The sequence below is a fragment of the Turicimonas muris genome (assembly GCF_002221595.1).
Taxonomy (GTDB): Bacteria; Pseudomonadota; Gammaproteobacteria; order Burkholderiales; family Burkholderiaceae_F; genus Turicimonas; species Turicimonas muris.
Window position 1 is genome coordinate 43,563 of record NZ_NHMP01000005.1, and the last position, 23,664, is coordinate 67,226.

24 protein-coding genes are annotated in these 23,664 nt (G+C 45.6%); 15 read left to right on the forward strand and 9 right to left on the reverse strand.

Features of this window, described 5'->3' with window-relative positions; all coding sequences use genetic code 11:
- The first annotated feature begins 14 nt into the window (after window positions 1-14).
- The 3 genes from ADH67_RS08790 (at window position 15) to iadA (ending at window position 3,574) form a co-directional block, all read left to right on the forward strand.
- Window positions 15-905 carry a LysR family transcriptional regulator gene (locus ADH67_RS08790; protein WP_066594297.1) on the forward strand — a complete coding sequence of 297 codons (891 nt, stop codon included), beginning with the start codon at window positions 15-17 and terminating at the stop codon, window positions 903-905.
- A 131-nt stretch (window positions 906-1,036) separates the two neighbouring features.
- Complete coding sequence (gene dcuC / locus ADH67_RS08795) at window positions 1,037-2,413, forward strand: C4-dicarboxylate transporter DcuC (protein WP_066594299.1); 1,377 nt, start codon at window positions 1,037-1,039, stop codon at window positions 2,411-2,413.
- Window positions 2,414-2,431: 18 nt separating this feature from the next.
- Complete coding sequence (gene iadA / locus ADH67_RS08800; RefSeq protein ID WP_066594300.1) at window positions 2,432-3,574, forward strand: beta-aspartyl-peptidase; 1,143 nt, start codon at window positions 2,432-2,434, stop codon at window positions 3,572-3,574.
- A 69-nt stretch (window positions 3,575-3,643) separates the two neighbouring features.
- Here iadA and ADH67_RS08805 read toward each other — a convergent pair whose 3' ends face one another.
- Complete coding sequence (locus ADH67_RS08805; protein WP_066594301.1) at window positions 3,644-3,850, reverse strand: heavy-metal-associated domain-containing protein; 207 nt, start codon at window positions 3,848-3,850, stop codon at window positions 3,644-3,646.
- Between the two features lie 102 nt (window positions 3,851-3,952).
- Between ADH67_RS08805 and argB the strand changes: the two genes are divergently transcribed.
- Entirely contained in the window at window positions 3,953-4,849 is an 897-nt protein-coding gene (gene argB / locus ADH67_RS08810) for an acetylglutamate kinase (RefSeq protein WP_066594303.1), read from the forward strand.
- Between the two features lie 2 nt (window positions 4,850-4,851).
- A complete protein-coding gene (gene slmA, locus ADH67_RS08815; protein ID WP_066594305.1) occupies window positions 4,852-5,469 on the forward strand; it encodes a nucleoid occlusion factor SlmA in 618 nt (205 codons plus the stop codon).
- A 79-nt stretch (window positions 5,470-5,548) separates the two neighbouring features.
- Here the strand turns inward: slmA and ADH67_RS08820 are convergent, their stop codons facing one another.
- From ADH67_RS08820 to ADH67_RS13505, 6 genes are all read right to left on the reverse strand, one after another.
- Complete coding sequence (locus ADH67_RS08820; protein ID WP_066594310.1) at window positions 5,549-7,024, reverse strand: S41 family peptidase; 1,476 nt, start codon at window positions 7,022-7,024, stop codon at window positions 5,549-5,551.
- Window positions 7,025-7,065: 41 nt separating this feature from the next.
- Window positions 7,066-8,451: a murein hydrolase activator EnvC family protein gene (locus ADH67_RS08825; protein WP_143597737.1), complete on the reverse strand. Its 1,386-nt coding sequence runs from the start codon at window positions 8,449-8,451 to the stop codon at window positions 7,066-7,068.
- A 19-nt stretch (window positions 8,452-8,470) separates the two neighbouring features.
- On the reverse strand, window positions 8,471-9,220 hold the full coding sequence (gpmA, locus tag ADH67_RS08830) for a 2,3-diphosphoglycerate-dependent phosphoglycerate mutase (protein WP_066594317.1): 750 nt from the start codon (window positions 9,218-9,220) through the stop codon (window positions 8,471-8,473).
- A 159-nt stretch (window positions 9,221-9,379) separates the two neighbouring features.
- Complete coding sequence (gene hutW / locus ADH67_RS08835) at window positions 9,380-10,849, reverse strand: heme anaerobic degradation radical SAM methyltransferase ChuW/HutW (RefSeq protein WP_084081533.1); 1,470 nt, start codon at window positions 10,847-10,849, stop codon at window positions 9,380-9,382.
- Window positions 10,850-10,988: 139 nt separating this feature from the next.
- A complete protein-coding gene (locus tag ADH67_RS08840; protein ID WP_336581122.1) occupies window positions 10,989-11,675 on the reverse strand; it encodes a LysR family transcriptional regulator substrate-binding protein in 687 nt (228 codons plus the stop codon).
- Between the two features lie 15 nt (window positions 11,676-11,690).
- Window positions 11,691-11,885, reverse strand: coding sequence for a LysR family transcriptional regulator (locus tag ADH67_RS13505; protein ID WP_236578572.1), 195 nt, complete (start codon window positions 11,883-11,885; stop codon window positions 11,691-11,693).
- Between the two features lie 144 nt (window positions 11,886-12,029).
- On the opposite strand from ADH67_RS13505, the gene ADH67_RS08845 reads away from it, so the two are divergent.
- The 7 genes from ADH67_RS08845 to ADH67_RS08880 all read left to right on the forward strand — a co-directional run bounded on the left by ADH67_RS08845 (window position 12,030) and on the right by ADH67_RS08880 (window position 17,803).
- The gene (locus tag ADH67_RS08845; RefSeq protein WP_066594318.1) at window positions 12,030-12,800 is read left to right on the forward strand and encodes a carboxymuconolactone decarboxylase family protein; all 771 of its coding nucleotides are present in this window, start codon (window positions 12,030-12,032) and stop codon (window positions 12,798-12,800) included.
- Between the two features lie 9 nt (window positions 12,801-12,809).
- On the forward strand, window positions 12,810-13,838 hold the full coding sequence (locus ADH67_RS08850; protein WP_066594319.1) for an alpha/beta hydrolase: 1,029 nt from the start codon (window positions 12,810-12,812) through the stop codon (window positions 13,836-13,838).
- 45 nt (window positions 13,839-13,883) lie between these two features.
- The gene (locus ADH67_RS08855; RefSeq protein WP_066594320.1) at window positions 13,884-14,903 is read left to right on the forward strand and encodes a DUF362 domain-containing protein; all 1,020 of its coding nucleotides are present in this window, start codon (window positions 13,884-13,886) and stop codon (window positions 14,901-14,903) included.
- A 42-nt stretch (window positions 14,904-14,945) separates the two neighbouring features.
- Window positions 14,946-15,710 carry a carboxymuconolactone decarboxylase family protein gene (locus tag ADH67_RS08860; RefSeq protein ID WP_066594322.1) on the forward strand — a complete coding sequence of 255 codons (765 nt, stop codon included), beginning with the start codon at window positions 14,946-14,948 and terminating at the stop codon, window positions 15,708-15,710.
- 458 nt (window positions 15,711-16,168) lie between these two features.
- Window positions 16,169-16,606, forward strand: coding sequence for a rhodanese-like domain-containing protein (locus ADH67_RS08870; protein WP_066594325.1), 438 nt, complete (start codon window positions 16,169-16,171; stop codon window positions 16,604-16,606).
- Between the two features lie 39 nt (window positions 16,607-16,645).
- A complete protein-coding gene (gene secB, locus ADH67_RS08875; protein ID WP_066594326.1) occupies window positions 16,646-17,185 on the forward strand; it encodes a protein-export chaperone SecB in 540 nt (179 codons plus the stop codon).
- A gap of 63 nt (window positions 17,186-17,248) precedes the next feature.
- A complete protein-coding gene (locus tag ADH67_RS08880) occupies window positions 17,249-17,803 on the forward strand; it encodes an LOG family protein (protein ID WP_066594328.1) in 555 nt (184 codons plus the stop codon).
- Window positions 17,804-17,808: 5 nt separating this feature from the next.
- On the opposite strand, the gene pstB is transcribed toward ADH67_RS08880, so the two are convergent.
- A complete protein-coding gene (gene pstB / locus ADH67_RS08885) occupies window positions 17,809-18,585 on the reverse strand; it encodes a phosphate ABC transporter ATP-binding protein PstB (RefSeq protein ID WP_066594332.1) in 777 nt (258 codons plus the stop codon).
- A 159-nt stretch (window positions 18,586-18,744) separates the two neighbouring features.
- Window positions 18,745-19,884: an ATP-binding protein gene (locus ADH67_RS08890; RefSeq protein ID WP_066594333.1), complete on the reverse strand. Its 1,140-nt coding sequence runs from the start codon at window positions 19,882-19,884 to the stop codon at window positions 18,745-18,747.
- A gap of 247 nt (window positions 19,885-20,131) precedes the next feature.
- Here ADH67_RS08890 and ADH67_RS08895 point away from each other — a divergent pair, with 247 nt between their 5' ends.
- Genes ADH67_RS08895 through ADH67_RS08905 form a run of 3 tightly spaced genes read left to right on the forward strand, consistent with a single transcriptional unit; the run spans window position 20,132 to window position 23,651 of the window.
- Entirely contained in the window at window positions 20,132-21,649 is a 1,518-nt protein-coding gene (locus tag ADH67_RS08895; RefSeq protein WP_066594335.1) for an ABC transporter ATP-binding protein, read from the forward strand.
- Window positions 21,646-22,737, forward strand: coding sequence for an ABC transporter permease (locus ADH67_RS08900; protein WP_066594337.1), 1,092 nt, complete (start codon window positions 21,646-21,648; stop codon window positions 22,735-22,737). The genes ADH67_RS08895 and ADH67_RS08900 overlap by 4 nt, the downstream gene beginning before the upstream one ends.
- Window positions 22,734-23,651 (forward strand): ABC transporter permease, encoded by a 918-nt coding sequence (locus tag ADH67_RS08905; protein ID WP_066594341.1) that lies wholly within the window; start codon window positions 22,734-22,736, stop codon window positions 23,649-23,651. Before ADH67_RS08900 ends, ADH67_RS08905 begins: the two co-directional genes overlap by 4 nt.
- Window positions 23,652-23,664 lie beyond the last annotated feature (13 nt).

Genomic DNA, 23,664 nt, shown 5'->3' on the forward strand with positions numbered 1-23,664 from the left:
CAGTGAGGTGAACGGTGGACAGGATCTCCGATCTCGAATTTTTTCAAGCACTTTGCCGTTTTGATTCTTTCAAAAGCGCAGCACAATTTTTAGGAATTACGCCTCCGGCCGTCAGCCAGCGCTTGGCAGCTTTAGAACAGAGGCTAGGTGTCAGTCTCATCCGCCGTTCTACCCGCAGCCTGCGGATTACTGAAGAAGGAAAGTATTACCTCGAGAAAGGTTCAGCTCTTCTTGACGATCTATCTAAAATCGAACAACGTATCTCCTCTCTAGGTGATTCTCTTCAAGGCACCATCCGCATCAACGGACCTTTCGGCTACGGCAGAAAGGTCCTTGCCGCCCAGCTCGTTGAATTTAAAAAACTGTATCCGCATATCAAACTTGACCTAATTCTGTCCGATACACATTTGGATATCATCAAAGGTGGTTTCGATGTCGCCATCCGTGTCGGTACTCTTAAAGACAGCCGATTAATCGCGCGTCTTATCAAGCGAAACAAACAGCATTTATGCTGCTCCCCCGACTACCTTCAAAAACATCCCATTACTTGTTTTTTAGACTTATCCGATGTCGACGGGATCATCATTTTGGAAGATGATCTAACCAGCGGGACATGGAGACTCAGCAACGGCTCCCGCCAGGAGCTAGTTAAACCTAAAACCTCGATGCAGACTAATAACGGAGAAGTGGCATTGAACTGGGCATTGAACGGTCTTGGCGTTGTGCTTCGTTCCGACTGGGACATCGAACCTTACTTGAAGACCGGTCAACTAGTCAAAGTTCTTCCTCAATGGTCAGTTACCGCAGACGTTTATGCTGTTTTCGCTTCCGATCAAAGTGCCGCTTATAGAACTCAGCTAGTCATTAACTTTTTAAAAAGCCAAGAGGAGAATAGTAATCCTTGAGTATTCAATAGGAACTTTCTCTTACTAGGACCTTGATCCGGTTAACTCTGAATTAAGTTGAACTTAATTCATATAAAGATTTTTAATAAATACTTACAAAAGCTCAAATCTTAATAACAAAGGAGTTAACTATGATAGGTGTCGTCGTTACGCTATTGGCTATCGGTCTTCTTGCCTACTTCGTCCTCAAGAATTACTATCCTCCGATTATCCTTTTAATCATTGGCTTAGTCCTTTTACTCGTCGGCGGCATGCTCGGCAATGCTCCGGTCGCAGCAAAAGCCTCAACCGGCTTCTTCGGTTTTGACATTGCCCAAGCTTTTACCAATCTAGTCAAAGGCCGTTTACCGGGTTTAGGCTTGAATATCATGGCTATCGCCGGCTTTGCTGTTTATATGGACAGGATAGGTGCCAGCAAGTCTCTGGTTAAGCTTTGCGTCAAACCTCTTCAGGCTATCCGTTCCCCATATGTTTTGTTAGCTATCACCTACGTAGTCGGTCAATTCATCGCCTTGTTTGTTAACTCCGCTGTCGGACTCGGTCTTTTGTTGATGGCTTCCATCTATCCTCTGCTTGTCGCCCTCGGTGTTTCCAGAACTTCCGCCGCGGCCGTTATCGCAACAACATGCTGCTTGGACTTAGGACCTTCTTCTTCAAACGCCATGCGTGCCGCTGATCTTTGCGGGATCGACGTTGTCACATACTTCATCCAAGGTCAAGGCCCAGTCGCTCTCTGCACAATAGCTTCCGTGGCTATCGGGCACTTCTTTGTCCAGCGCTGGTTCGACAAACGCGAAGGCGCCAAAGCTAATAATGTTAATGAAAAAGCTGACGAGCTCGATGTTGATAAAGCTCTCGCCGGTGCCGGCCCCGCTTACTATGCCATCCTTCCGATGCTCCCGCTGTTCCTCTTAATCATCTTCTCCCCGTTGGTCTACAAAGGAATCAAACTCTCTTTGGTCACAGCGATCATTGTTTCTTTGATCGTTGCATTGGTTGTTGATATTCTTACAAGACGAGAGTTCAAGCTCTGCTGCAAAGACTCCCAGGCTATTTTTGAGGGCATGGGCAAAGTCTTTACATCAACCGTCAGCTTGATTGTGTGCGCTGAATTGTTCGCTCTCGGCTTGAACAAAGTCGGCGGTATTACCACAATGATTCAGGCTGCCGCTTCCATGCAAAACGCCGGTTTGTTCGTCATGCTGTTCGTCATGCTCTGCATCATGATTATCGCCACTATCGTTACCGGCTCCGGCAACGCTGCGTTCTTCGCATTCTCCCCGCTTCTTCCTGAAGCCGCCGCTTCCGTCGGCATCCCTACTTTAGCTCTGGCCGTCCCGGTTCAGCTCTCTGCCGGCATTGCCCGTACAATGAGCCCGATTGCAGGCGTTATCATCGCTGTATCCGGTATTACGGGCCTGACTCCTATAGCTCTTATCCGCCGGACAATTCCTGTGATGATCATCGCAATGATTGTTTCTGTAACATCAAGTTTGATTTTCATCTAATTCCTTAAGGAGAATCTAATGCCCCTGCTTATTAAAAATGCTCACGTCTACAGTCCTGACGATCTTGGAATCAAAGATATTCTCATAGTCAACGATAAGGTAGCCACCATCGGAGAAAACTTACAAGTCTGCCTGCCGGAACTTGAAACTCTGGATGCCAAGGGAACGATTTTGACACCGGGCTTTATTGACCAGCACATCCACGTCACCGGCGGCGGCGGAGAAGGCGGTCCGAAAACCCGTACTCCTGAGATTATGCTCAGCGAGTTAATCGAATGCGGTACAACAAGTTTGGTCGGCGTATCCGGAACAGACAGCGTTACTCGTTCCATCGAAAACCTGCTCGCCAAGGTAAGAGCCTTGACGGCTGAAGGAGTCACCGCCTGGATGTACACAAGCAACTATTCTTTCCCGCCAACAACCTTAACAGGCAGCGTCAAAGGCGATCTGTTTATGGTTCCGGAAGTGCTCGGAGTTAAGATTGCTTTGGGTGATCACCGCTCTTCCTTTCCAACTGTCGAACAAGTTCTCCATCTGCTGACAGACATTCGCGTCGGCGGCATGATTGCAGGAAAGATTGGTGTTCTTCACATTCACACCGGTAATGTCCGCGGTGCTTTCGAAATGTATGAAGAAATCATTAAACGTGGCTTCCCGATCCGCCACATTCGCCCCACACACTGCGCCCGCGACAAATACGTCTTTGAAAAGGCTTTGGAATTTGCGAGAGCCGGAGGCCGCATTGATATCACCACAGGCGGCTCTTGCTGCTTCGAAAGCCCCGCTGACGCTGTTGAAGCTGCTTGGGAGGCAGGAATCGAACCGAGCCTTATCACGATGAGTTCGGACGGTCACGGATCCGTTCCGCGCTTTAACGATAAAGGAGAAATGATCGGATTAGGTGTAGGCGGTGTAGCCTGCAACTTAAGAGACCTCAAGAAACTTATTGAACGAGGACACTCTCCCGAAAAAGTTCTTCCTCTCTTAACGAAAAACGTTGCCCGCGGTCTCGAACTGACCGGCAAAGGCGAAATTTACGGCGGCTGTAGCGCCGACCTGTGTTTATTCGATCAAGATTGGAATTTGAAGCATGTCCTAAGCAAAGGCCAGATGATGATGAAGGACAGAGAGCTCCTTGTAAAAGGAACTTTTGAAATCTAGCCGCAAACTAGCTAAAAACCTCGCCTCTGTGAATAGAGGCGAGTTTTTTTTGGCTTCAAAAAATTGAAATTAATTCAGAGCCACGGCTTTGTAATCACCGACTTCGGCAAGAGCTTTATTAACCTTCTCTAAGCTAACGGGTTCTTTAACGGTCAAAACAGCCAGTGCCGGTGACAAAGTAACTTCAACACTTTCTGCAAGCGGCTCAAGAGCCTTCTTGACTCTTGCAACGCAGTGCATACAATTTACACCTGACAACTCGAAACTTTGTTTCATTGGTAATGTCCTCAAATGAATACCTGTATGAGTTTATTCTAACGTTCCTGAATGGTAGTATTCACGGTTATTAATTTCGTGTTCCCATTTTGCTTGAAGACTATGAGTAACCTTAGCAATGCATATGTTCCTCCTCAGCTGAAGGCGGAAATCTTATCGGACGCCTTGCCATACATCCAGAAGTTTCATGGCAAAACGATCGTGGTTAAATACGGCGGCAATGCCATGACCGATGAAAAACTTCAACGCGCTTTCGCACGTGATGTCGTTCTTCTGAAGTTAGTAGGCATGAATCCCGTTATCGTGCATGGAGGCGGCCCGCAAATTGGGAAGGCCCTGAAGAAAGTCGGTAAAGAAAGCGAGTTTATTCAAGGAATGCGGGTGACCGATGCTGAAACCATGGAAGTTGTTGAGTGGGTACTCTGCGGTCAGGTCCAGGGAGACTTGGTCACATTGATTAATAGCTTCGGCGGTCAAGCCGTCGGCCTAAACGGCAAAGACGGCTGCTTAATTAAAGCCAAGCGTCTGAGGCTTCGTGACTATCAGAATCCTGACAAATTTTATGATGTCGGACAGGTTGGTGAAATTGAATCCATCAATCCGGCTGTCGTAAAAGCTCTTCAGGACGATGCGTTCATTCCGGTCATCTCTCCGGTAGGTTTAGGAGAAGATGAGCTTGCCTACAACATCAATGCTGATGTTGTCGCAGGTAAGATGGCGGAAGTTTTAAAAGCTGAAAAGCTCGTGATGCTCACTAATACACCGGGAGTGTTAGACAAAGAAGGAAATTTGATTACCGGATTAACCTCCAAGGAAATCGATGCCTTATTTGAAGACGGTACCATTTCCGGAGGCATGTATCCGAAAATCTCTTCCGCTTTGGAAGCTGCAAAAAACGGAGTGAAAGCCGTACATATCATTGACGGCCGCGTTGACCACTGCCTGCTGTTGGAAATCCTGACTCCTGAAGGCGTGGGAACGATGATTAAATCGGAATAAGAATGGAAGAAGAAATCCAAAAACCAAAAACAAGAAAAGCGAAACCGGGGGAAAGAAAACTGGATATTCTGAAGGCCCTTGTGGACCTTCTCCAGAGTTCTAAACAAAAACACATTACAACGAAGGTCCTGGCCGCTCACCTCGGCCTGTCCGAGGCTGCTCTGTACCGGCATTTTGCCAGCAAAGCTCAAATGTATGATGCTCTAATCGCCTATGTTGAAAGCGCCGTCTTTACAGCGGTTAATCAGATTCAACAGTCCAATCCTTCGGGAATGCACCAGGCGCGCATGATTGCCACAACTTTGATTAGCTTGACGCGCACCAATCCCGGCATGGTAATTCTGATGTGCGGCGATTTTCTGACTCAAGAGGATGAAAGACTTCAGCATAGACTCAATCTCCTGTTCAGCAAGTTGCGTACACAGCTCAAGCAGTCTTTGAGTCTTGCCGTTGCACAGATGGAAATCTTTTCCGACTACGATGTACAGGTTAGAAGCGAACTGCTGTTCTCCCTTATTCTCGGACAGTGGGTTTCTTTCTCTAAAGGCATCCAACGGACAAATACCGAACCGAATTCAGTAGACAAACTTATCTGTACGGCTTTAGGCATCCGTTCTTAGAATCGGTTCTGCTTTCAAGACAGCAACACCTCCTTTCTTGTTTTCACGCAAGGAGGTGTTTCCTTGAGAATCAATACTGCTATTTCTTCGGTTGGTTGATAGGCTCAATCCGCTCTTTAATGCGGGAATTTTTAGCAGGTTTTGTACCATTCGGCTTTTCTTTCAGATACTTGACTGCCTGCTGGAGTTGGTAATCGTCCGGCTCCCCATACTTATAGAACTTGGGAGCAGGTTTCTTTTCTTCTCCCTTCTCATCGACAACCTTCTCCTTAATCTGTCCTGCCGACTTCTGCTTGCCTGCGTCCACGGGAACAGGCTTCGGAGCTGAAGTATCTTCAACCTCCAAGTGGTTAGCTAGGTCAGCTTCGCGGATATCGAAGTCTAAGAAATTTCCTTCCGCCGTATCTTTTACTTCAACGTCAGGAACAATTCCTTTAGCCTGAATACTGCGTCCTGTAGGCGTAAAGTATCTTGCCGTTGTCAGTTTGATGGCCATGTTCTTCGCATCGCCTCTCAATGGGATGACAGTCTGAACTGACCCCTTCCCGAAAGTCTTGGTTCCTAAGATGGCAGCGCGCTTATGATCCTGCAGGGCACCGGCCACGATTTCACTGGCGCTGGCAGAAGCTCCGTTAACGAGGACAACCAACGGGATGTTCTTAATTGCCGGCGGCAGACGCTCAATAAGATCATCTTCTTTAGTTGTCCTATAGTCGGCAGGAACCGTCAAATAATCTTTTTTAGCTTCTTCAACCTGCCCTTTTGTGGAAACGACTTTGACTCCCTTCGGCAAAAATACCGCAGAAACTCCGACAGCAGCATTGAGCAAACCACCCGGGTCGTTGCGCAAGTCTAAAACTAAGCCGTTTTTCAAATTGTCTGTCTTAGCCAGTTCATTGATGGCTTTAGCCAGTTCCGAATTCGTTCTTTCTTGGAACTGAGAAATACGCACATATCCCATATGGTCGGGAAGGGCTTTAAATTTGACAGATTTCACCTTGATGATGGCTCGTGTCAGTTTGATGTTCAAAGGCGCCTTCTCTCCTTTTCTAAGAATAGAAAGATCAATCTGCGTATTCGGCTTGCCTCGCATCATCTTAACTGCATCATTCAGAGGAACGTCACGTATAAGCTTGCCGTCAATTTTGTAAATAACGTCACCTGCACGGACATTGGCATTGGCTGCCGGAGTATCGTCAATCGGAGAAACTACCTTAACACCCGCCGGATCAGAGGTAACTTCGATACCGAGTCCTCCGAATTCGCCCATTGTTCCTTCCTGAAGCTCTTTAAAAGATTCTTCGTCAAGGAAAGCGGAGTGCGGATCCAGCCCATGAAGCATTCCCGAAATAGCTTCCTTCATCAGTTTTTTGTCTGAGACGGGCTCGACGTAGAATTGTTTTACAGCACCATAGATATCGGTGAACTGTCTGATTTCACTTAAGGGAAGAGTCGTTTTTTTATTAGCAACCGGCTCGGCCGTAACGGCGCCGATCACTGCACCTGCAATCATCCCTACGCTGACCAAGATGATGCCGCGGATTCCACTTTTCATAATATTTTTTTAGTTAGCTTCTAGAAAATTATTCAAGATTATCAAAGTTTTAGCCACTTATTCGGATTAATTGGTTTCCCATTGTGACGCAACTCGAAGTATAAAACCGAGAGATCGCTTTCTTTTGAACCAACATGAGAAATAATTTCTCCGGCCTCTACCAAATCCCCTATATCTTTTTCCATCGAAGAGTTGTTACCGTAAACCGTAAAATAGCCCCGTCCATGGTCAATAACCAATAAGTTTCCATAACCTTTTAGATAATCGGCAAAGACCACTTTTCCGGCACGGACGGCTTTAACCGGCTGCTCTTCATTGACGCTGAATACTACGCCTTTCCAATTGCCCATGTTCTTATCTGCTGCACGTTTTTGGCCATAAGATGCGGCGACTTTTCCAAGAACAGGAATACCGGAAGAGACGAGCACAAGTCCGCTCTGTGTCTTTGGTGCGGAAGCCGCAGCCGCTTTTTCTGTCGTGCCTTTCTTTACGACAGGAGGACGATAAGCAGTTTTCTTTTGATTTTGCAACTTCGTCACTAAGCTGGCGAGTCGTTTTTCGTCTTGCTCAAGTTTCTTGAGCGTGGTGGCCTTCATGGCCAGATCTTTTTCCAAACGAACAACCGTCCTTTGGCGTTCTCTTCTTTCGCTTACCAGTTTTTGCTGCTGCTGGCGTTCGCTGCTGACATTATTTCGCAGCTTTTCTCCGGAAACTCGAGATGCATACACAACTTTTTCGAGCTGTTTTTGCTGTTCTTCCAGTTTCTTATAAGAAGTCGCAGAACGCTCCCTTAAAAGTTCGAGCAAAGCCTCAGCCCTAGCTTTCTGATGGGGATCGCTTTTTCCAAGCCAGTCCGGTGCGTCTTGAAGGCTGATTTGTTCCAAGCGTTGTTTGTCGATTTCACTCAAGATTTTTCTTTCCTGAGCCATTGCGTCTTCGATCTTTTGTTTTTGGCGAAGCTGATTTCGAAGATCTCTTTCTACGACACGGCGCTCTTTCTGCAGATTTTGAAGGTTTTGCCGTACTTTGCCGATTTCTTTTTCTGATTTCTGCAGTTCTGCCTGAATATTTGTTCTGTTGGTCTGAGCTTCAGCCATTGAGGCCTGCAACTTCTCGATTCTTTGCTGCGTATTACTTCGTTGTTGTGAAACTTGACTGACAGAAACGTTCTTTGGTGCAGAAGAGGTTCTCTTTTTAGTTGTTTTTTGCTGAGAGGAACGCTTCGTCGCGGTTTGTTTTTTTGCGGTTGTTTTTTTAGCCGTCGTTTTCTTTTTAACGGCAGAATTCTTTTGGACGGCCTTTTTAACCGTTTTGGCTTTCTTTTGACTAGAAGATGACGCGGGTTCCGGACTCTGCGCCGCGAAACCTGTTGTCATCGTACTAAACGAGCATGCTGCCGCCAGCAATAAGACAGCAGCGGTTCTCAAAACAACCTGAGTTTTCAGTTTACTTTCCTGCCTTACCTTGTGCCGCCACTGCAGCCATTGCGTTTTTAATAGCTTCTTGGTCGCCGAGGTAGTAACTCTTGATTGGTTTCATGTTCTCATCTAATTCATAGACAAGAGGAGTTCCCGTCGGGATGTTCAAACCAACGATGTCCGCATCGCTGATGTTATCCAAATGTTTAATCAAAGCGCGCAAGGAGTTGCCGTGGGCTGTAATTAAGATTTGCTTGCCTTCGCGGATCTTCGGAACGATTTCATTTTCCCAATAAGGAACAACTCTTTTCACAGTATCTTTGAGGCATTCCGTCAAAGGCATCAGTTCCGGATCTTCTAAGCGATAACGAGACTGATTAGCCGGCCACATCGGGCTTTCCTTGGACAATGCCGGAGGCGGAACGTCGTAAGAGCGGCGCCAAATCATGACTTGTTCGTTGCCGAACTTTTCGGCCGTTTCTTTCTTGTTAAGTCCTTGAAGAGCACCGTAGTGTCTTTCGTTCAATCTCCAATCTTTGATAACAGGAAGATAGAGTTGGTCGAGCTCGTCTAAAGCAATGCAAAGTGTTCTGATAGCTCTCTTGAGCACAGAGGTGTAGCAAAGATCAAAGACAAATCCTTGTTTCTTTAACAGCTGTCCGGCCAATGCGGCTTCTTTACGGCCTTTTTCGGTCAAATCAACGTCTACCCAGCCTGTGAAACGGTTTTCGAGATTCCACTGGCTTTCGCCGTGTCTCATCAAAACGATTTTGTACATATAGTTTTCCGAAGGAAATTGAAAAATGAACTTCCATTTTACCAGTGCTTGAACTCAAGCCTAGTATTTACAGTCATCTCAATCTTCCCAAAAGTAGAAGTTCTTCTCCTTCTCAAGAGATAGGCCATTAGAAACTACGCAGATTTGGAAATTTCTTCTCTATTTCTCTCGCTTGTTAATTGTCTTGAGCCAAGCCTCGGCTTGATTTGGCGAATATACGCTCTGAGTAATCGGATCGGCTTTAAATGAATCATCCTTGGAAATGATCATGGTCAGTGCTTCGGTAGCTAGCTGTGCCATGGTAACGTACCAAAATTGACCGGCAACTGTCGGGCTATAGAGGTCACCGGATTTCTCTAAGAGGCCAGCTTTAATCCATTGATCCATCACCGGTTTCAAAGGTTTTTCGATGTCAACGTTGAAATTGCCTCCAATCTCACACAAGTTGAAAGGTCCTGATTCCACACTGCTTGCCAATGTCCGCATTAACGTCCAATGTTCTTGAGGCTTCATCATGACAAAAACAGGCTTCAGTCCTTTGTCGACCATATCGCTCCACTTCGCTAGTTTGCGTTCCTGCATCCAGCTGTATCCAAATAATTTTCCGCCGGCACCGCAGCCAAACGGAAGGCAGTCGGAAGGCCCTTTGGCCAGGCGATTATAGAGATTACGTTCCAGTGGCGTTTTGGCCCAATGCGTATTGGTCAAACGATGCCAATCCGGATGAGAAGAAAATTTTTCAACACTTTCTGCATACATGTCAGCGGCTTCTGCCAAAGTAGCTGCAGGTTCGCATAGTCCGGATTTGATGCGGGTGTTCAAAGGAGATTTTTCAAAAACGTTCAGTTGATAACAATCAACCCCGTCAATCGGTAACTCAGCTGCAATTCTCAAATCCTTTGTCCACACCTTTCCTTTCTGTCCGGGAAAGCCGAAGAGAAGATCGATAACCACTGCAAGATTGTCGTGTTCACCGAGTTCTTCTAAACGATGAATAATAAATTCAGGAGAATCCAGACGCTGCATTTCACGGCGGATCTCCGGATTAAATGTCTGGACGCCGATGGATAGACGATTTACGCCTCCTTCCAAGCAAGCCTCAAGTTTTTCATCAGAAAAGCCATGTACACGGCCTTCAAAGGTAATCTCGCAATCTTTTGCAAGCGGTAAGTTTTTACGCGCTGCGCCAAGGATCTTTCTGATATCGGAGGCTTCGAGAGCTGTTGGTGTTCCGCCTCCGAAATACAGAGCCTTGATAGGTGCGGAATTTTGTGCAGCTCGGCCGTTCCAGAGTTCGAATTCTTTTATGAGAGTATTTGTGTACGCATTTGACGCTTCTTTCGAGTAAGGATTCTGGTAAAACATACAGAAAAGGCATCGGCTTTCGCAAAAAGGAGTATGCACATAAGCAATTCCTTCTGTTTTTCTTGGTTCAAAAGACTTCTTCTCCAGAAAGTTTCGTGCCGAGTTCCATAACATAGGAATCCCGAACGGACCTGCATGAACCGTTGCTTTTGCTGGAAAAGCTTTGTGTAAGGCATCGCTTTCATCTGCAAAGAAAGCTGAGTAGCTCTTCTTCTTAATAAGCATGTTTTTCAGAAGTTGCACACCCATCTCAAATGAAGCCATGAAGTTCTCCTTGGTTATTTTGGCAGTCTTTCGGAACTAGGATGATATCGAGAATTATTCGCAATTACGTTTTCCTCTCTTCATTTTTCTCATCTTCCAATTCCGGGTATCCTCAGAGCATAGAAGCCAGTATCCGTCATCAGGCCTCGACCTCGTGGTCTTTCCTAATTTCTTCTTCTAAAAATTCCCAAAAGTGCTCGGCTATCTTGGGCAGAGACTTATTCCTTTTCCGAATCAGGACATGACCTGAAGTCATTTCCGGCTCGATCGGCACAAAGCGCAATCCCGGACAGCCGCGATTGGTGAAACTGCCTTCGATGCATAGAGATGAACCCAGACCGTTTTGAACCATGGCTGTTGCATTAGATAGAAGATTATGCAAGGCAACAATCTTCAGGTCTTTCTCCGAAACTCCAAGCCATTCACAAATCTCCTCAATAACAATGTCTCTCGACGGCAGGATTAATTCCAGAGATGCCGCTTCTTTTTTGGAAAAAGCGAGTCGTTCCTGTTCAACAGAGTCTTCTCTCACTACCACACCCCACCGCTCTTTTATATCTAACGGAACACTTTTATATTTAGCGACCTCCACTGGTTCTATCAGGACGGCAAGATCCAGTTTATCTGCATCAATTTTTTTTCTTAGTTCTTCTCCGGTTGCAGAATGAATATGAAATTTAATTCGAGAATATTTTTCCCGGAACTTCTTTATTTTTCTCGAAAGATATTCCATCACGGAACTTTCAACTACACCTAGCACGATAGTACCGCCAAGTTCGCCTTGCTGCGAAAGTTCGCGTTTTGCCCGTGCACTCAGTTCAAGAATCTCTTGGGCTCTTAACTAAAACAAATAGCCGCTTTCCGTAAGAGAAAGACTTCGAGTATGGCGATTCAAAAGTTTGCAGCCGAGTTCCTCTTCCAAATCTTGAATTTGTCGAGATAGAGCCGGCTGCGACAAATAAATTTCTTCAGCTGCTTTTGTTATGTTGCCTGTCTTGCAAACAGTCAAAAATGCTTTTAAAACTTTGAGGTCCATAGACTTTAGATTATTTATGAATTTTATGCATTATTTTCATTATAAATTCTCATTGGAAATAATTAGATATTTTTCTTAGACTAATCATATGGTTAGACACACATCCCTATCAATAATCTTTAAGCAGAAAACAAGGAGTTCAAGATGCCAAAATTTTTTAGACGTCATCTCTTACTTGCATCAGTTGTCGGAACAACAGGATCCTTGGCTTCATCGGCTCCGCTTTCTGAAACTTTAATTTCTCCCGACGAAGACCTCCTTAAAATTAAAAATCGCCTTCTCTCTTTGAACTCTCGAGGAAGCACGCTCACTGTTGAAGAGAAATTCATCTCGCTGCTTGCTGTATGTGCTGCCCAAGCTCTTGAAGCTCAAGCCCGCGAAATTGCTTCCGATGCTCTTAGAGCCGAAGTAGAACCACTTGTTATCAGGGAGGCCGTATACCAAACCGCACCTTATGTTGGAATTGGACGAGTGGAACAAACGATGCGAGGTGTCAATGCAGCATTTAAAGAACATCACATTGAACTTCCTCTGCCGTCTCAGACCTCTGTCAATGACGACAACCGACTCGAAAAAGGTATTGAAGTCCAGACAGCAATTTTTGGCGATACCATTACTCAAATGCACAAAAATACATCCGACAACATGAAGCCGTTGATGATTAATGATTTATCAGGGTACTGCTTCGGCGATTTTTATACCCGAAGCGGCTTGAATATCAAAGAAAGAGAATTGGCCGTTTTCTCTTGCATTGCCGCTTTAGGTGCGTGTGAGCCTCAGTTAAAGGCCCATGGTGCAGCAAATCTGAAAGAAGGATACACAAAGCAAAATCTCGTTGATGCGTTACAGGTCGCTCTTCCTCTCAATGGCTTTCCGAGAACATTAAACGCTCTGGCCGTTGTTAACAGACTTTAGGAGCTTTTTATGAAAAAATCACTCCTCTTTCTCGCCATAGTTGTTGGTCTCCAAGGATCGATTGGATCTTCCTTCGCGCGCCCAATTCATTCCGACTTAAGTCCTGAGATGACTGTCGCAGTCAGCGCCCCGCTGTCTAATTTCTGGCTTCAGACACCACAAACGATAGAAGATTGGGAAAAAATTCAAAAAGGCTATGTTGCTTCGGCCACAGTGAATAACCTCAAACTTGCAAAATCACTGGGAGTACAAATCTTTGAAGAAAAGATGAATGGCATTCCTGTCTTCATTCTTCAGCCGAAACATACTAAAAAGAATGCAAAGAATAAGGTAATTCTTTATTTTCACGGAGGCGGCTACGTACTTGGACATGGACGTTCCGGACTTGGAGAGGCTATTTTAATGGCAGGCCTAGAAGGTTATAAGCTCGTTTGTGTTGACTACCGCATGGCACCCCAACACCCCTTTCCTGCCGCTATCGATGACGCTCTTACAGTCTATAAAGCTCTTCTCGCTCAATACGATCCACAAGACATCACGGTTTTTGGAACTTCAACCGGCGGCGGAATGGCTCTTGTTCTGCCCATCCAAGCTCATCAAAATAAACTGCCTATGCCTGCCGCAATTATCGCCGGTACGCCATGGTCTGAGCTTGGCAAGAAAGGCGACAGCTACTTCGTCAACGACAAGGTTGACAATATTCTCGGCACATACGACGGTATGATTGATGCAGCGGCTAAAGCCTATGCCAATGGTCATGCCTACCAATCTCCGTTGCTCTCTCCGGTTAATGCTTCCAATGACACGTTAAAAGCGTTTCCTCCAACCCTGCTGATTTCCGGAACACGTGACTTATTTTTAAGCAACACCGTCAGAATGCATCGCAACTTACTGAGAAACAAAGTCCCTACAGACCTGCTTGTCTATGAAGGCCTTTCGCATGCTCAATACTATTTAGTTCCCAAAGCGCCGGAAACGAAAGAGCACTACGAATTTATGGCTAACTTTTTAGACAAGGTTTGGACAACGAAACCTTAGAGGAAGTTCTCTGGGCTAAAAACGACTTACTTTCAGAGAAAGAAAATGAAACGCAGGAAACTTCTAAATAACCTTGGCATGCTGAGTCTTTTTAACTTTGGCAGTCATTTGGCCTCTGTCCTTCATGCTCAAGAAAACTTCTTAGCCGGCACGCCGATTGCAAACATCAGGCTTCCTCATCTGACCGAAGATAAAAACGCGCCGGTCGTATTCTACAGTCCGATAGTTTCTTCTGAAGCCATGCTCAAGCTTCTAGAAGCCAGTCAGTACAAGCTCTCCGGCAAAGTCGGTATCAAAATGACGTTCTCCAACGTCCGAGACAGCGCAGTAAAAATCGATCCGATGTTAATCAAGCCTCTCATTGAAAATGTCAAAGGAACCATGATCGACAGCAACTACTTTGACGGCGCCCGCAGCAATACACAAGCTCATTTGGCAACCGCAAAAGCAAACGGCTTCGACAAGGCCGGTCCGATCGACATATTAGACTCGGAAGGCGAGATTGCTCTTTCGGTTAAAGGAGGTTATCACCTCAAGACATTTATCACCGGAGCTAAGCTCGCTGACTATGACTCTCTAATCTCGGTCGTTCGATTCAAAGGACATAATCTTCCTCGCTATGGCGGCTCAATGAAAAATCTTTCCATCTGCCTGGGCACGCCCAAAGGAGCTGCTCAGATCCACAGCGGAGGCAAAATAGCTGACTATTTCTCATCAGCCGGAGAAAAGGTCACCAGTGAATCCATGGCGGACGCCGTCAAAGCTGCGCTTGATTTCAAACCGGGAAAATGGATTTTCTTCAACATCATTGATTTGCTTGAGCCTCAAAGACGTGATGCTTGTGACGGAGCAAAGAATATCGGCGATATCGGAATACTTCTCAGCACTGATCCGATTGCCTGTGATCAGGCTGCGGTAGACATTGTCTATGGCTTTGCTCCTGACGAACAAACCAGAAGACAGTGGGAACAAGAACATTTTGTTGAGTCTCTTGAGATGGCTGAAAAAATTGGCGTTGGTGCAACTCATTATCGCCTTCAAGTCGTTCGTAACTTTATGCAATGAACGATTACGAACAAAATTTTTTAGATTTTTACTTTCAATTTTATGGCACAGGAAAAAATAGTACAGACAGCAGGGCGCGACCAACTCGGCGACTTCGCCCCTAAATTTGCGGAACTCAACGACGATGTCCTCTTCGGAGAAGTATGGAACCGCACCGACAAACTTGATCTGCGTGATCGCAGCTTGGTCACGATTACCTCGCTTATCAGTCAGGGAATCACAGATAATTCGCTCGTATACCATCTCCAGTCGGCAAAGAAAAACGGAATTTCGCGCTCCGAGATTGCCGAAATCATTACTCATATCGGTTTCTATGCCGGTTGGCCGAAGGCTTGGGCGGCGTTTACCCTCGCCAAAGGCGTATGGGCGGAGGATACGGCTGGTGAAGATGCCAAAGCCGCCTTCCAACGTGAGATGATTTTCCCGATAGGCGAACCGAATACAGCCTATGCACAGTATTTCATCGGCAACAGCTACCTTGCTTTTATATCGACCGAGCAGGTTCCCATAGCAAATGTCACTTTCGAGCCTCGCTGCCGCAACAACTGGCATATCCATAAAGCGACAAAGGACGGCGGCCAGATGCTTATCGGCGTAGGAGGCCGCGGCTGGTATCAAGAGGAAGGCAAACCAGCAGTGGAAATTCTGCCTGGAAAGGTCATCCACATTCCTGCTAACGTGAAGCACTGGCACGGAGCGTCGGCCGACAGTTGGTTCGCTCATCTGGCCTTCGAGCTTCCTGGAGAAAATACTTCCAATGAATGGCTCGAACCGGTGACAGACGAGGAGTACGACAAACTGAAATGACGAAGTAATGACTTCGGACAATCTTTTTAACTAAGAAGCGCTTCATTATCCTTGACGCATTACGGAAAGTAGCGCTCCTTGGTATTTGTTTGGCAATTACCTGAAGTTTTTGTCAAATGCTTTCCAAGGTGCCGAAACAATCAGCCAAACGCCGGCGAGAGTAGCTCAAATAGTCCGCGCCATCCCAATATTTCTTTATCGATGAGAATTACTTTCTGTTCTCCTGTAACGGCTTTTGGATCTTTCTGTTGAAAAGTGTTTTCAACTTTTTTCTTTGTTTGATTATTTTTGTCCCTCCATAAATCAGCCGCGAGAAATATGTCTCCTTTCAAATTTATAGTTGTAATAGGAGGTCAATTTCTTCCATAATATGAAGCTTAAAGTAACTGGCATTATTTGATAGGCTAGAAACCTATCAAATAAAACGATAAATCTTAGACTTACGAAAAGCTTCCAAAATGGAATTTCTTACTGAAAATATTCTCCTCATTCTGTGCTTTGTCGGCTCAGGTATTCTTTTGGCATTTCCATCTTTGTCCAAAGGAAAAAATTCTGGTCTGAGCCCTGCAGAAGTTGTTATCAAAGTCAACGACAAGAATGCTCAATTAGTTGACATCAGAACTCCAAAAGAATTTGCAACCGGCAGCTTGGCCGGCTCTGTCAACATTCCAACCGAAGATCTGATGGCAAAACTCGGTACCTTGGATAAAAACAGACCTGTTATTCTTGTCTGCCAAAACGGACGCCGTACAGCTCAAGCATTAAAAGACATGAAGGGTAAGGGATTCGCAGAAGTCTACACACTCGAAGGCGGTATTGTTGCATGGCAGGCTGCCAAGCTTCCGCTCACCAACCTTGCGATCAATAGAAAAGAAAAGGCAAAAAGGAAACATTAATCTGTTTCTTCAATCTCATTTTTAATAAAGGACTATTAAATGGCTGAAAACCAAAACACAGCTCCAGCACAGGAAGAAAACGGACCTCAGTTCGCCATCCAGCGCATCTACTTGAAAGATGCTTCTCTCGAGATGCCGCACGCTCCTCAGATTTTCCTTCTTCAGGACGCTCCTGAAATCAGCATTCAAGTTGACGTTGAACAGACTAAGCTTGCTGACGCTGAAGATCTTTTTGAAGTTGTCGTCCGCGGAACTGTCACAGCAAAGTCAAAAGCAAACGGTCAGGAACAGACTGTTTTCTTGGTTGAATGCAAACAAGCCGGTATTTTCTTCATTCACAACATCCCTCAGGAACATCTCCCGATGATTCTTGGCATCACTTGCCCGGCTGCAATCTACCCGTACTTGCGTTCCAATGTGTCCGATCTTTTGACACGTGCAGGCATGCCTCCTGTCTACATGGGCGAAATCGACTTCCAAGCCATGTTCGCTCAGCGTGTACAGCAAGAAGCTATGCAGGCTCAGGCTGCTCAAGCTGCCGAAGCCAACACTGTCAACGGCACCGGCACCGCTCAGTAATCTTAGTTGTAAAATTCCCTCACTCACATCTTCTGTTGAGTGAGGATTTTTATTTTTGGCAAAATGCGTAAAACAGTATGTGTATTCTGCGGTTCTCACCTCGGTGACGATCCTGCTTTCAAGGAATTAGCGGAATCTCTCGGCACCGCTATTGGTTCACATGAAATGGATATGGTCTTCGGCGGAGGCGGAACCGGCTTGATGGGAATTGTTTCTCAAACGGCTCTCAGTGCCGGTGCACATGTCACTGGAGTCATTCCTGAAATTCTTTATAACGTCGAGCGTCCCGAAGCCAACCTCTCTAAGCTCTTTATCACGCCAACCATGGCTGAAAGAAAGCGCCTGATGGGAAAGATGGCCGACTATTTTGTGGTCTTACCCGGCGGTATCGGAACCATGGAAGAAACTTTCGAAGTTCTTACAAGCAATTGGTTAGGAATCTTCAAAAAGCCGTTAGGCTTCTTGGATTTTAAAGGCTACTATGATGACCTCTTCCGTTTCCTGGAAAATGCCCAAAATAAAGGCTTTATTTCTAAAAGAGCTAGCGTCCTTTGGCCGCGTTCTACAGATCCTGCTGAGCTCCTCGACATTCTGCAGACTACGCAGCTTCCGCGGTAACCACATCAGCCAAAAGAACCGCTGACATATTGCGCTGTTTTCATGCAATCGGGAGAGTGGAAGATCTTCTTCGTGTCTCCCCACTCAATCAATTCTCCCATATAAAAGAAGGCTGTTTTATCCGAGATTCTTTCGGCCTGCTGCATATTGTGTGTAACGATGACAATACAAACATCGTTCTTCAACTCTTTAATACCTTCTTCTAATTTTTCCGTAGCGATCGGATCCAACGCACTTGCCGGCTCATCCATTAATAAGACCTCCGGAGAAACCGCCAAGGCCCTCGCAATACATAGTCTTTGCTGCTGGCCCCCGGAAAGAGACAAAGCTGATTGATGGAGACGGTCTTTGACTTCATTCCATAAAGCTGCCTTTTTAAGACTCTCCTCGGCAATATTCATCAGCTCTTCTTTATCCTTGATACCGTTAAGTCTTACGCCGTAGACCACGTTTTCGAAGATACTTTTAGCAAAAGGAGTTGGTTTCTGAAAAACCATGCCGACACGCCGGCGGAGCTCAACAACATCACATTCTTTAGAATTGATGTCCTCTCCTTCGAGAGTAATGAAGCCGTCTATCCTTGACGACTCAATTAAATCATTCATACGATTCAGAGAACGCAGGAAAGTACTTTTTCCGCAGCCCGAAGGACCAATTAAAGCGGTAATTTCATTTTCTTTAAAAGAAAGAGAGACGTCTTTAATTACCTGCTTTTCTCCATAGTAAAAATTTACGTTCTCGGCCGATAATTTTGTTTTTTTCTGAGTTTCTTTTGAATTCATAGAGATTTCTCGACAATGTGTTCTGTTCAACAAGTTGCCGAGATTCTATTTTTGCTTTATGACGGTTTAATTTCAGAAAGATTACGGCTCCATGACACTAAAAGGAGACACGTTCCGCAGGCGATACTCTTCTACTTTTTCCTGTCCGTTCCCTTTCTTCTAATGCTGTTCCAATAAATATTTTTGTAAGTTATGTTGGTTAACAACAAAAAAATCTGCATCGGGGTAGGCGTTTAAAAATGAAGGAGGAGCCGCGACATTTTCTCGTGAAAGTTTTACTTCGAAAGCTGTCATTTGTTGATTATTGACCTCAATGAGGTCAACCTCTGCGCGATTTTTTGTACGCCAGAAATAATGGCGAGTCAGAGGATTACGGTAGAGCGAAAATTTAATTCTCTCCATAATGAAAAAATTCTCAAATAACGCCCCTTGCTCTTCAGGAGGACGAGTAGAAAACGGACGAAAATCACCAATGGCGGCATTTCTTAGGCCCACATCACAAAAGTAAATCTTCTTTGATTTTTTTAGTTCATTTGCCAAATTCTTTGAAAATGATGGCAATACCTTAATAAGAAAACACTGCTCAAGCAAAGACAAATAATTTTCTACCGCTGAAGCGCTCAGCCCGCACTCTTTAGCAAGAGAATCAACCGTACACAGACCGCCAATGCGATAGGCCAATATCTCGACCAATCGAGTAAATCCAGCAGGTTTTCTGATGCCGGAAAGAGAGAAGATATCTTTGAAGGCCACGGATTGGAAAAGCATGGAAAGGTTTTGTTCTGCTTCGAAAGGATCTTCTTCCACCACAAAAGGATAATTTCCATACACCAACCTATCAGACAGATTTTGACTGACCTCCCCCCAGCCAAAAAACTTAGTCAACTCTTCCAGTGAAAAAGTCATTAACTGATAAGCTCGAATTCTGCCGGCAGCAGACTCAAACACGCCGGAAGCCAAATCCAAGGAGCTTGAGCCGGTCGCCATTATTCTGCAATCCAATTGCAAGTCAACCAGTCTTTTAAGAAGTAGACCGATACTGTCAATCCTTTGCGCCTCATCTATTACAAAAACCTTGTTATCTCCTATGTATTGCTTCAAATCAGTCGGAGAAATCAGCCTGGAAAGATCTGAGCAAGTTTTAGGATCATCTCCGGAAACCCACAAATGTGGAACCTCACTCAGGAGATGCTTCAAGAGCGTACTTTTTCCTACTTGTCTTGCTCCCAACAAAAGCGTTGCCTTGTTCTTAGGAGAAGCAAGGAGTCGGTCTGTAATTTGTCGTGGAATATACCGCATTTAAACTTTTCCATTTTTTAAGATGGAAAAGTTTAAACTATTCCTATTTATAAAATGGAAAAGTTTAAATATGTAACATAAATTTTCATACTCTCTTAAACCATAAACAATCTATTCTTTGTATTGGTGTGTCTTCAACCTTCTATATGACGAAAAGAATGTACCTAGATTTTGCGTAAAGCCTTTTGGTCCAAAGGTTAGGGTTAGTGCTGTGTTAAAATTCTCTTTCCTCTTAAGAGAACCTGAGATGACCCCACGTCTAAGACTTCAGAACATCACCAAGCGATACGGAAGCACCATTGCTAACCGAGATATTTCGCTTGAAGTAATGCCAGGTGAGATTTTGTCTGTACTTGGCGAAAATGGAGCGGGTAAAAGTACGCTCATGAAAATTATCTTTGGCTCTGTGGTCCCCGATCAAGGCCAATTTTTTTTCAACGGTAAGCGAGTCAACATTTCCAGTCCGGCTGACGCCAGAAAGCTTGGCATCGCCATGGTCTTTCAGCACTTCGTGCTCTTCGATACTCTTACCGTTAAAGAAAATATTCTTTTAGGACTTCCGGAAGGCACCAGCCTGGCAAAGCTAGAAAAGGAAATTAAAGAAAAGAGTAAGCACTACGGTCTCGAGGTCGACCCGAATGCCGTCATCAACGATCTTTCGATGGGAGAAAGACAGCGAGTTGAAATTCTTCGTGCCTTGCTCACAAATCCTCAGCTGCTTATTCTCGATGAGCCGACTTCCGTTTTATCTCCCTTAGCGCTAAAGGCCCTTTTCAAAACTTTGCGCCAGTTATCCTCCGAGGGCGTTTCAATTATCTTCATTACGCACAAGCTCAACGAAATTCGAGCATTGTCGAAAAACTGCTGCGTCATCAGAGGCGGCCAAGTAGTTGCTAACGTAAATCCTCAAGAGATTTCTGAGGATGATTTAGCCAAGCTCATGATTGGCAATGATCTTCCGGAAATCCTGCCTAAACCTGAAGTCAAACAGGCTTTAGGCCTCGATTTAAATCTTCGGAGAGAAAAAGTTTCCTATAAGAGCCATTTCCCGCTGTCCGGTCAAATCCATGTTCCATGCGGAAAAATTGTCGGTATTGCTGGAATCTCCGGCAACGGCCAGTCTGACTTGATGAAGGCGATTTCCGGAGAAGCTCTCCTTCCTAAGGATGCAATTTCGATCTGCGGAGCTCCTGTGGGGGATTTAAGGGTAAAACATAGACGTGCAATGGGGCTGAGATACGTCCCTGAAGAACGTCTCGGCCAAGCCACCGTCCCTGAAATGTCTCTTGAATCGAATACTCTGCTCACCAGCAATTTATTCTTGGCTAAGGGATTCATGAGAAATAAAATGATTCACCGATTTACGGAAACCGTGATTGAAAAATTTAAGGTGAAGTCAGGCGGCAGTCATGCCTCGGCCGCAAGTCTCTCCGGAGGCAACCTGCAGAAATTCATCGTCGGCCGAGAACTTCTGCACAATCCTAAGATTCTGGTTCTTAATCAGCCCACCTGGGGTGTAGATGCAGGGGCTGCAGCCTTAATCCGCAATGCCCTCATCCGTCAAAGAACGGGAGGAAGTGCAGTGTTGGTTGTCAGTGAAGAATTAGATGAACTTTTTGAAATCTGCGATGAAATTGTTGTAATGAGTGAAGGCAAGATTTCTCCTCAAGTAAAAATATCAGACGTCTCCATTGAAGAAATTGGTCGCTGGATGTCAGGCCTCTGGCCGCAGAAATCCGAGGCCCCTAAGGAGGCTTCAGTATGAATTTTCCGATAGCACTGTTTAACCGCCCAAATCCGAATAAATTCTTGGCGGCTCTATCTCCTTTCATGGCTGTGTTTTTAACGCTGATCATCGGAGGATTGATTTTCGCATTCATGGGAAAAGATCCCTTCTATTCCATGTATGTGGTGTGCATTGAGCCTCTCCAGACTTTAAGAGGATGGGGAGAACTGGGCGTCAAGATGACGCCTCTTATTCTTTGCGCCTTAGGTCTACTGGTCTGCTATCGAGCAAACGTTTGGAATATCGGCGCAGAAGGTCAGCTTATCGTGGGGGCATTAGCCGGCGGTGTGGTGGCCCTTCAAGCCGGACCTGACCAAAGTCAGCTTTACATGATTTGGGTCCTGCTCGCGGCAATGGCCGGAGGTGCTTTATACGGGGCAATCGTTGCGTGGCTCAAAGACAAGTGCAATGCAAATGAAATTCTGGTTTCTTTGATGCTTGTTTACATTGCAGAACTCTTCTTATCCTGGGCGGTTCAGTCCCCTCTCAGAGATCCGCAAGGACTTGGTTTTCCGCAAAGCCCGATGTTTGAAACAGCAGCCTCTCTTCCGATCATGATTCCGGGCACTAGACTGCATTGGGGTGTAGCTCTTGTCTGCTTAGCCTTGTTCGGTGTCTGGCTCATCATGTCCAAGATGTTCATCGGTTTCCAGGTCAGAGTCTCGGGCATGGCTCCGAAAGCCGCTGCGTACGCGGGCTTCTCTAACCGTGCCATGATTTACTTTGTTCTGCTTCTTTCCGGAGCCTTAGCTGGGCTAGCAGGCGTTATAGAAATTACCGGACCTATCGGGCAATTAACTCCAAAAATCTCCCCGGGATATGGCTTCGCCGCCATTATCGTTGCGTTCGTAGCACGTCTGAAACCGCTTAATACGGTTCCTGCTGCTTTCATTATGGCCCTCTTCTACCTAGGCGGAGAGCTTGCCCAATCAAGACTTGGAACTCCTGCAGCCTTAACCGGTGTTTTCCAAGGTTTGCTTCTTTTCTGCATCATGGTTTGTGATTCTTTTGTGTTCTTTAAATTTAAATGGCTCGGCTTCAGCCATAAAAAGGAGGTTGCACCATGAGCGTAGCTGCTTCTTTAATCGCAACAACCATGAATGCCAGTACGCCTCTGCTTCTGGCCGCTTTAGGAATTTTAGTTGCTGAACGTTCGGGCGTATTAAACCTTGGAGTCGAAGGCATCATGCTGATGTCGGCTGTTTGCGCTTATATGGCCACGGTAGAAACGGGAAGTTTTGCCGCCGGATTCATTTTTGCCATTGTTATCGGCATCGCCTTTGCTTTATTTTTTGCAATTTTTGCAGTTGGCTTAAGAGCAAATCAACAAGCCTCGGGCTTAGGCGTCGCAATATTCGGCGGAGGCTTATCAGCCTATATCGGCGTTGCTTACCAAGGAGCGGTTCTTCCTGAAAGATCTGCCGACGGCATTTGGCTTTTGGACCAAATTCCCTTCTTCGGTCAAGCGTTCTTTTCTCAGCATTGGATTGTCTATCTTTCCTTGCTTATGATTCCTGCCATTTGGTACTTCCTGTTTAAGACCAGACCGGGACTTGTTATCAGAGCTGTTGGTGAGTCACCTTCCTCAGCGAACGCTCTCGGTTATAACGTACCGCTCATCCGTTGTGCGGCTTTGGCCTTCAGCGGCGCCTGTATAGGCTTATCGGGTGCTTATCTGTCGCTGATTTACACTCCATTGTGGGTGGAAGGCATGGTTGCAGGAAGAGGTTGGATTGCATTAGCTTTGGTTACGTTCGGTACATGGCGTCCGCTTAGGGTCTTTTTAGGCGCCTATCTTTTCGGCGGCATGACCATGATTCAAATGAATTTACAAAGTATTGGGATCTCCATTCCTCCGCAATTCATTTCTATGGCGCCATACGCCGCAACAATTATTGTGTTGGCTCTTCTCTCCAGGAACCCGACTTGGATTCGAATGAACATGCCGGCATCGCTTGGCAAACCGTTCATTCCACACTAACTGAATGATTTTT

Bases quoted from the DNA above. Each gene is read 5' to 3' on its own strand.
- dcuC (WP_066594299.1), top strand. From the start codon at position 1,037: ATGATAGGTGTCGTCGTTACGCTATTGGCTATCGGTCTTCTTGCCTAC.
- iadA (WP_066594300.1), top strand. From the start codon at position 2,432: ATGCCCCTGCTTATTAAAAATGCTCACGTCTACAGTCCTGACGATCTT.
- ADH67_RS08805 (WP_066594301.1), bottom strand. From the start codon at position 3,850: ATGAAACAAAGTTTCGAGTTGTCAGGTGTAAATTGTATGCACTGCGTT.
- argB (WP_066594303.1), top strand. From the start codon at position 3,953: ATGAGTAACCTTAGCAATGCATATGTTCCTCCTCAGCTGAAGGCGGAA.
- slmA (WP_066594305.1), top strand. From the start codon at position 4,852: ATGGAAGAAGAAATCCAAAAACCAAAAACAAGAAAAGCGAAACCGGGG.
- ADH67_RS08820 (WP_066594310.1), bottom strand. From the start codon at position 7,024: ATGAAAAGTGGAATCCGCGGCATCATCTTGGTCAGCGTAGGGATGATT.
- gpmA (WP_066594317.1), bottom strand. From the start codon at position 9,220: ATGTACAAAATCGTTTTGATGAGACACGGCGAAAGCCAGTGGAATCTC.
- hutW (WP_084081533.1), bottom strand. From the start codon at position 10,849: ATGGCTTCATTTGAGATGGGTGTGCAACTTCTGAAAAACATGCTTATT.
- ADH67_RS13505 (WP_236578572.1), bottom strand. From the start codon at position 11,885: ATGGACCTCAAAGTTTTAAAAGCATTTTTGACTGTTTGCAAGACAGGC.
- ADH67_RS08845 (WP_066594318.1), top strand. From the start codon at position 12,030: ATGCCAAAATTTTTTAGACGTCATCTCTTACTTGCATCAGTTGTCGGA.
- ADH67_RS08850 (WP_066594319.1), top strand. From the start codon at position 12,810: ATGAAAAAATCACTCCTCTTTCTCGCCATAGTTGTTGGTCTCCAAGGA.
- ADH67_RS08855 (WP_066594320.1), top strand. From the start codon at position 13,884: ATGAAACGCAGGAAACTTCTAAATAACCTTGGCATGCTGAGTCTTTTT.
- ADH67_RS08860 (WP_066594322.1), top strand. From the start codon at position 14,946: ATGGCACAGGAAAAAATAGTACAGACAGCAGGGCGCGACCAACTCGGC.
- ADH67_RS08870 (WP_066594325.1), top strand. From the start codon at position 16,169: ATGGAATTTCTTACTGAAAATATTCTCCTCATTCTGTGCTTTGTCGGC.
- secB (WP_066594326.1), top strand. From the start codon at position 16,646: ATGGCTGAAAACCAAAACACAGCTCCAGCACAGGAAGAAAACGGACCT.
- ADH67_RS08880 (WP_066594328.1), top strand. From the start codon at position 17,249: ATGCGTAAAACAGTATGTGTATTCTGCGGTTCTCACCTCGGTGACGAT.
- pstB (WP_066594332.1), bottom strand. From the start codon at position 18,585: ATGAATTCAAAAGAAACTCAGAAAAAAACAAAATTATCGGCCGAGAAC.
- ADH67_RS08890 (WP_066594333.1), bottom strand. From the start codon at position 19,884: ATGCGGTATATTCCACGACAAATTACAGACCGACTCCTTGCTTCTCCT.
- ADH67_RS08895 (WP_066594335.1), top strand. From the start codon at position 20,132: ATGACCCCACGTCTAAGACTTCAGAACATCACCAAGCGATACGGAAGC.
- ADH67_RS08900 (WP_066594337.1), top strand. From the start codon at position 21,646: ATGAATTTTCCGATAGCACTGTTTAACCGCCCAAATCCGAATAAATTC.
- ADH67_RS08905 (WP_066594341.1), top strand. From the start codon at position 22,734: ATGAGCGTAGCTGCTTCTTTAATCGCAACAACCATGAATGCCAGTACG.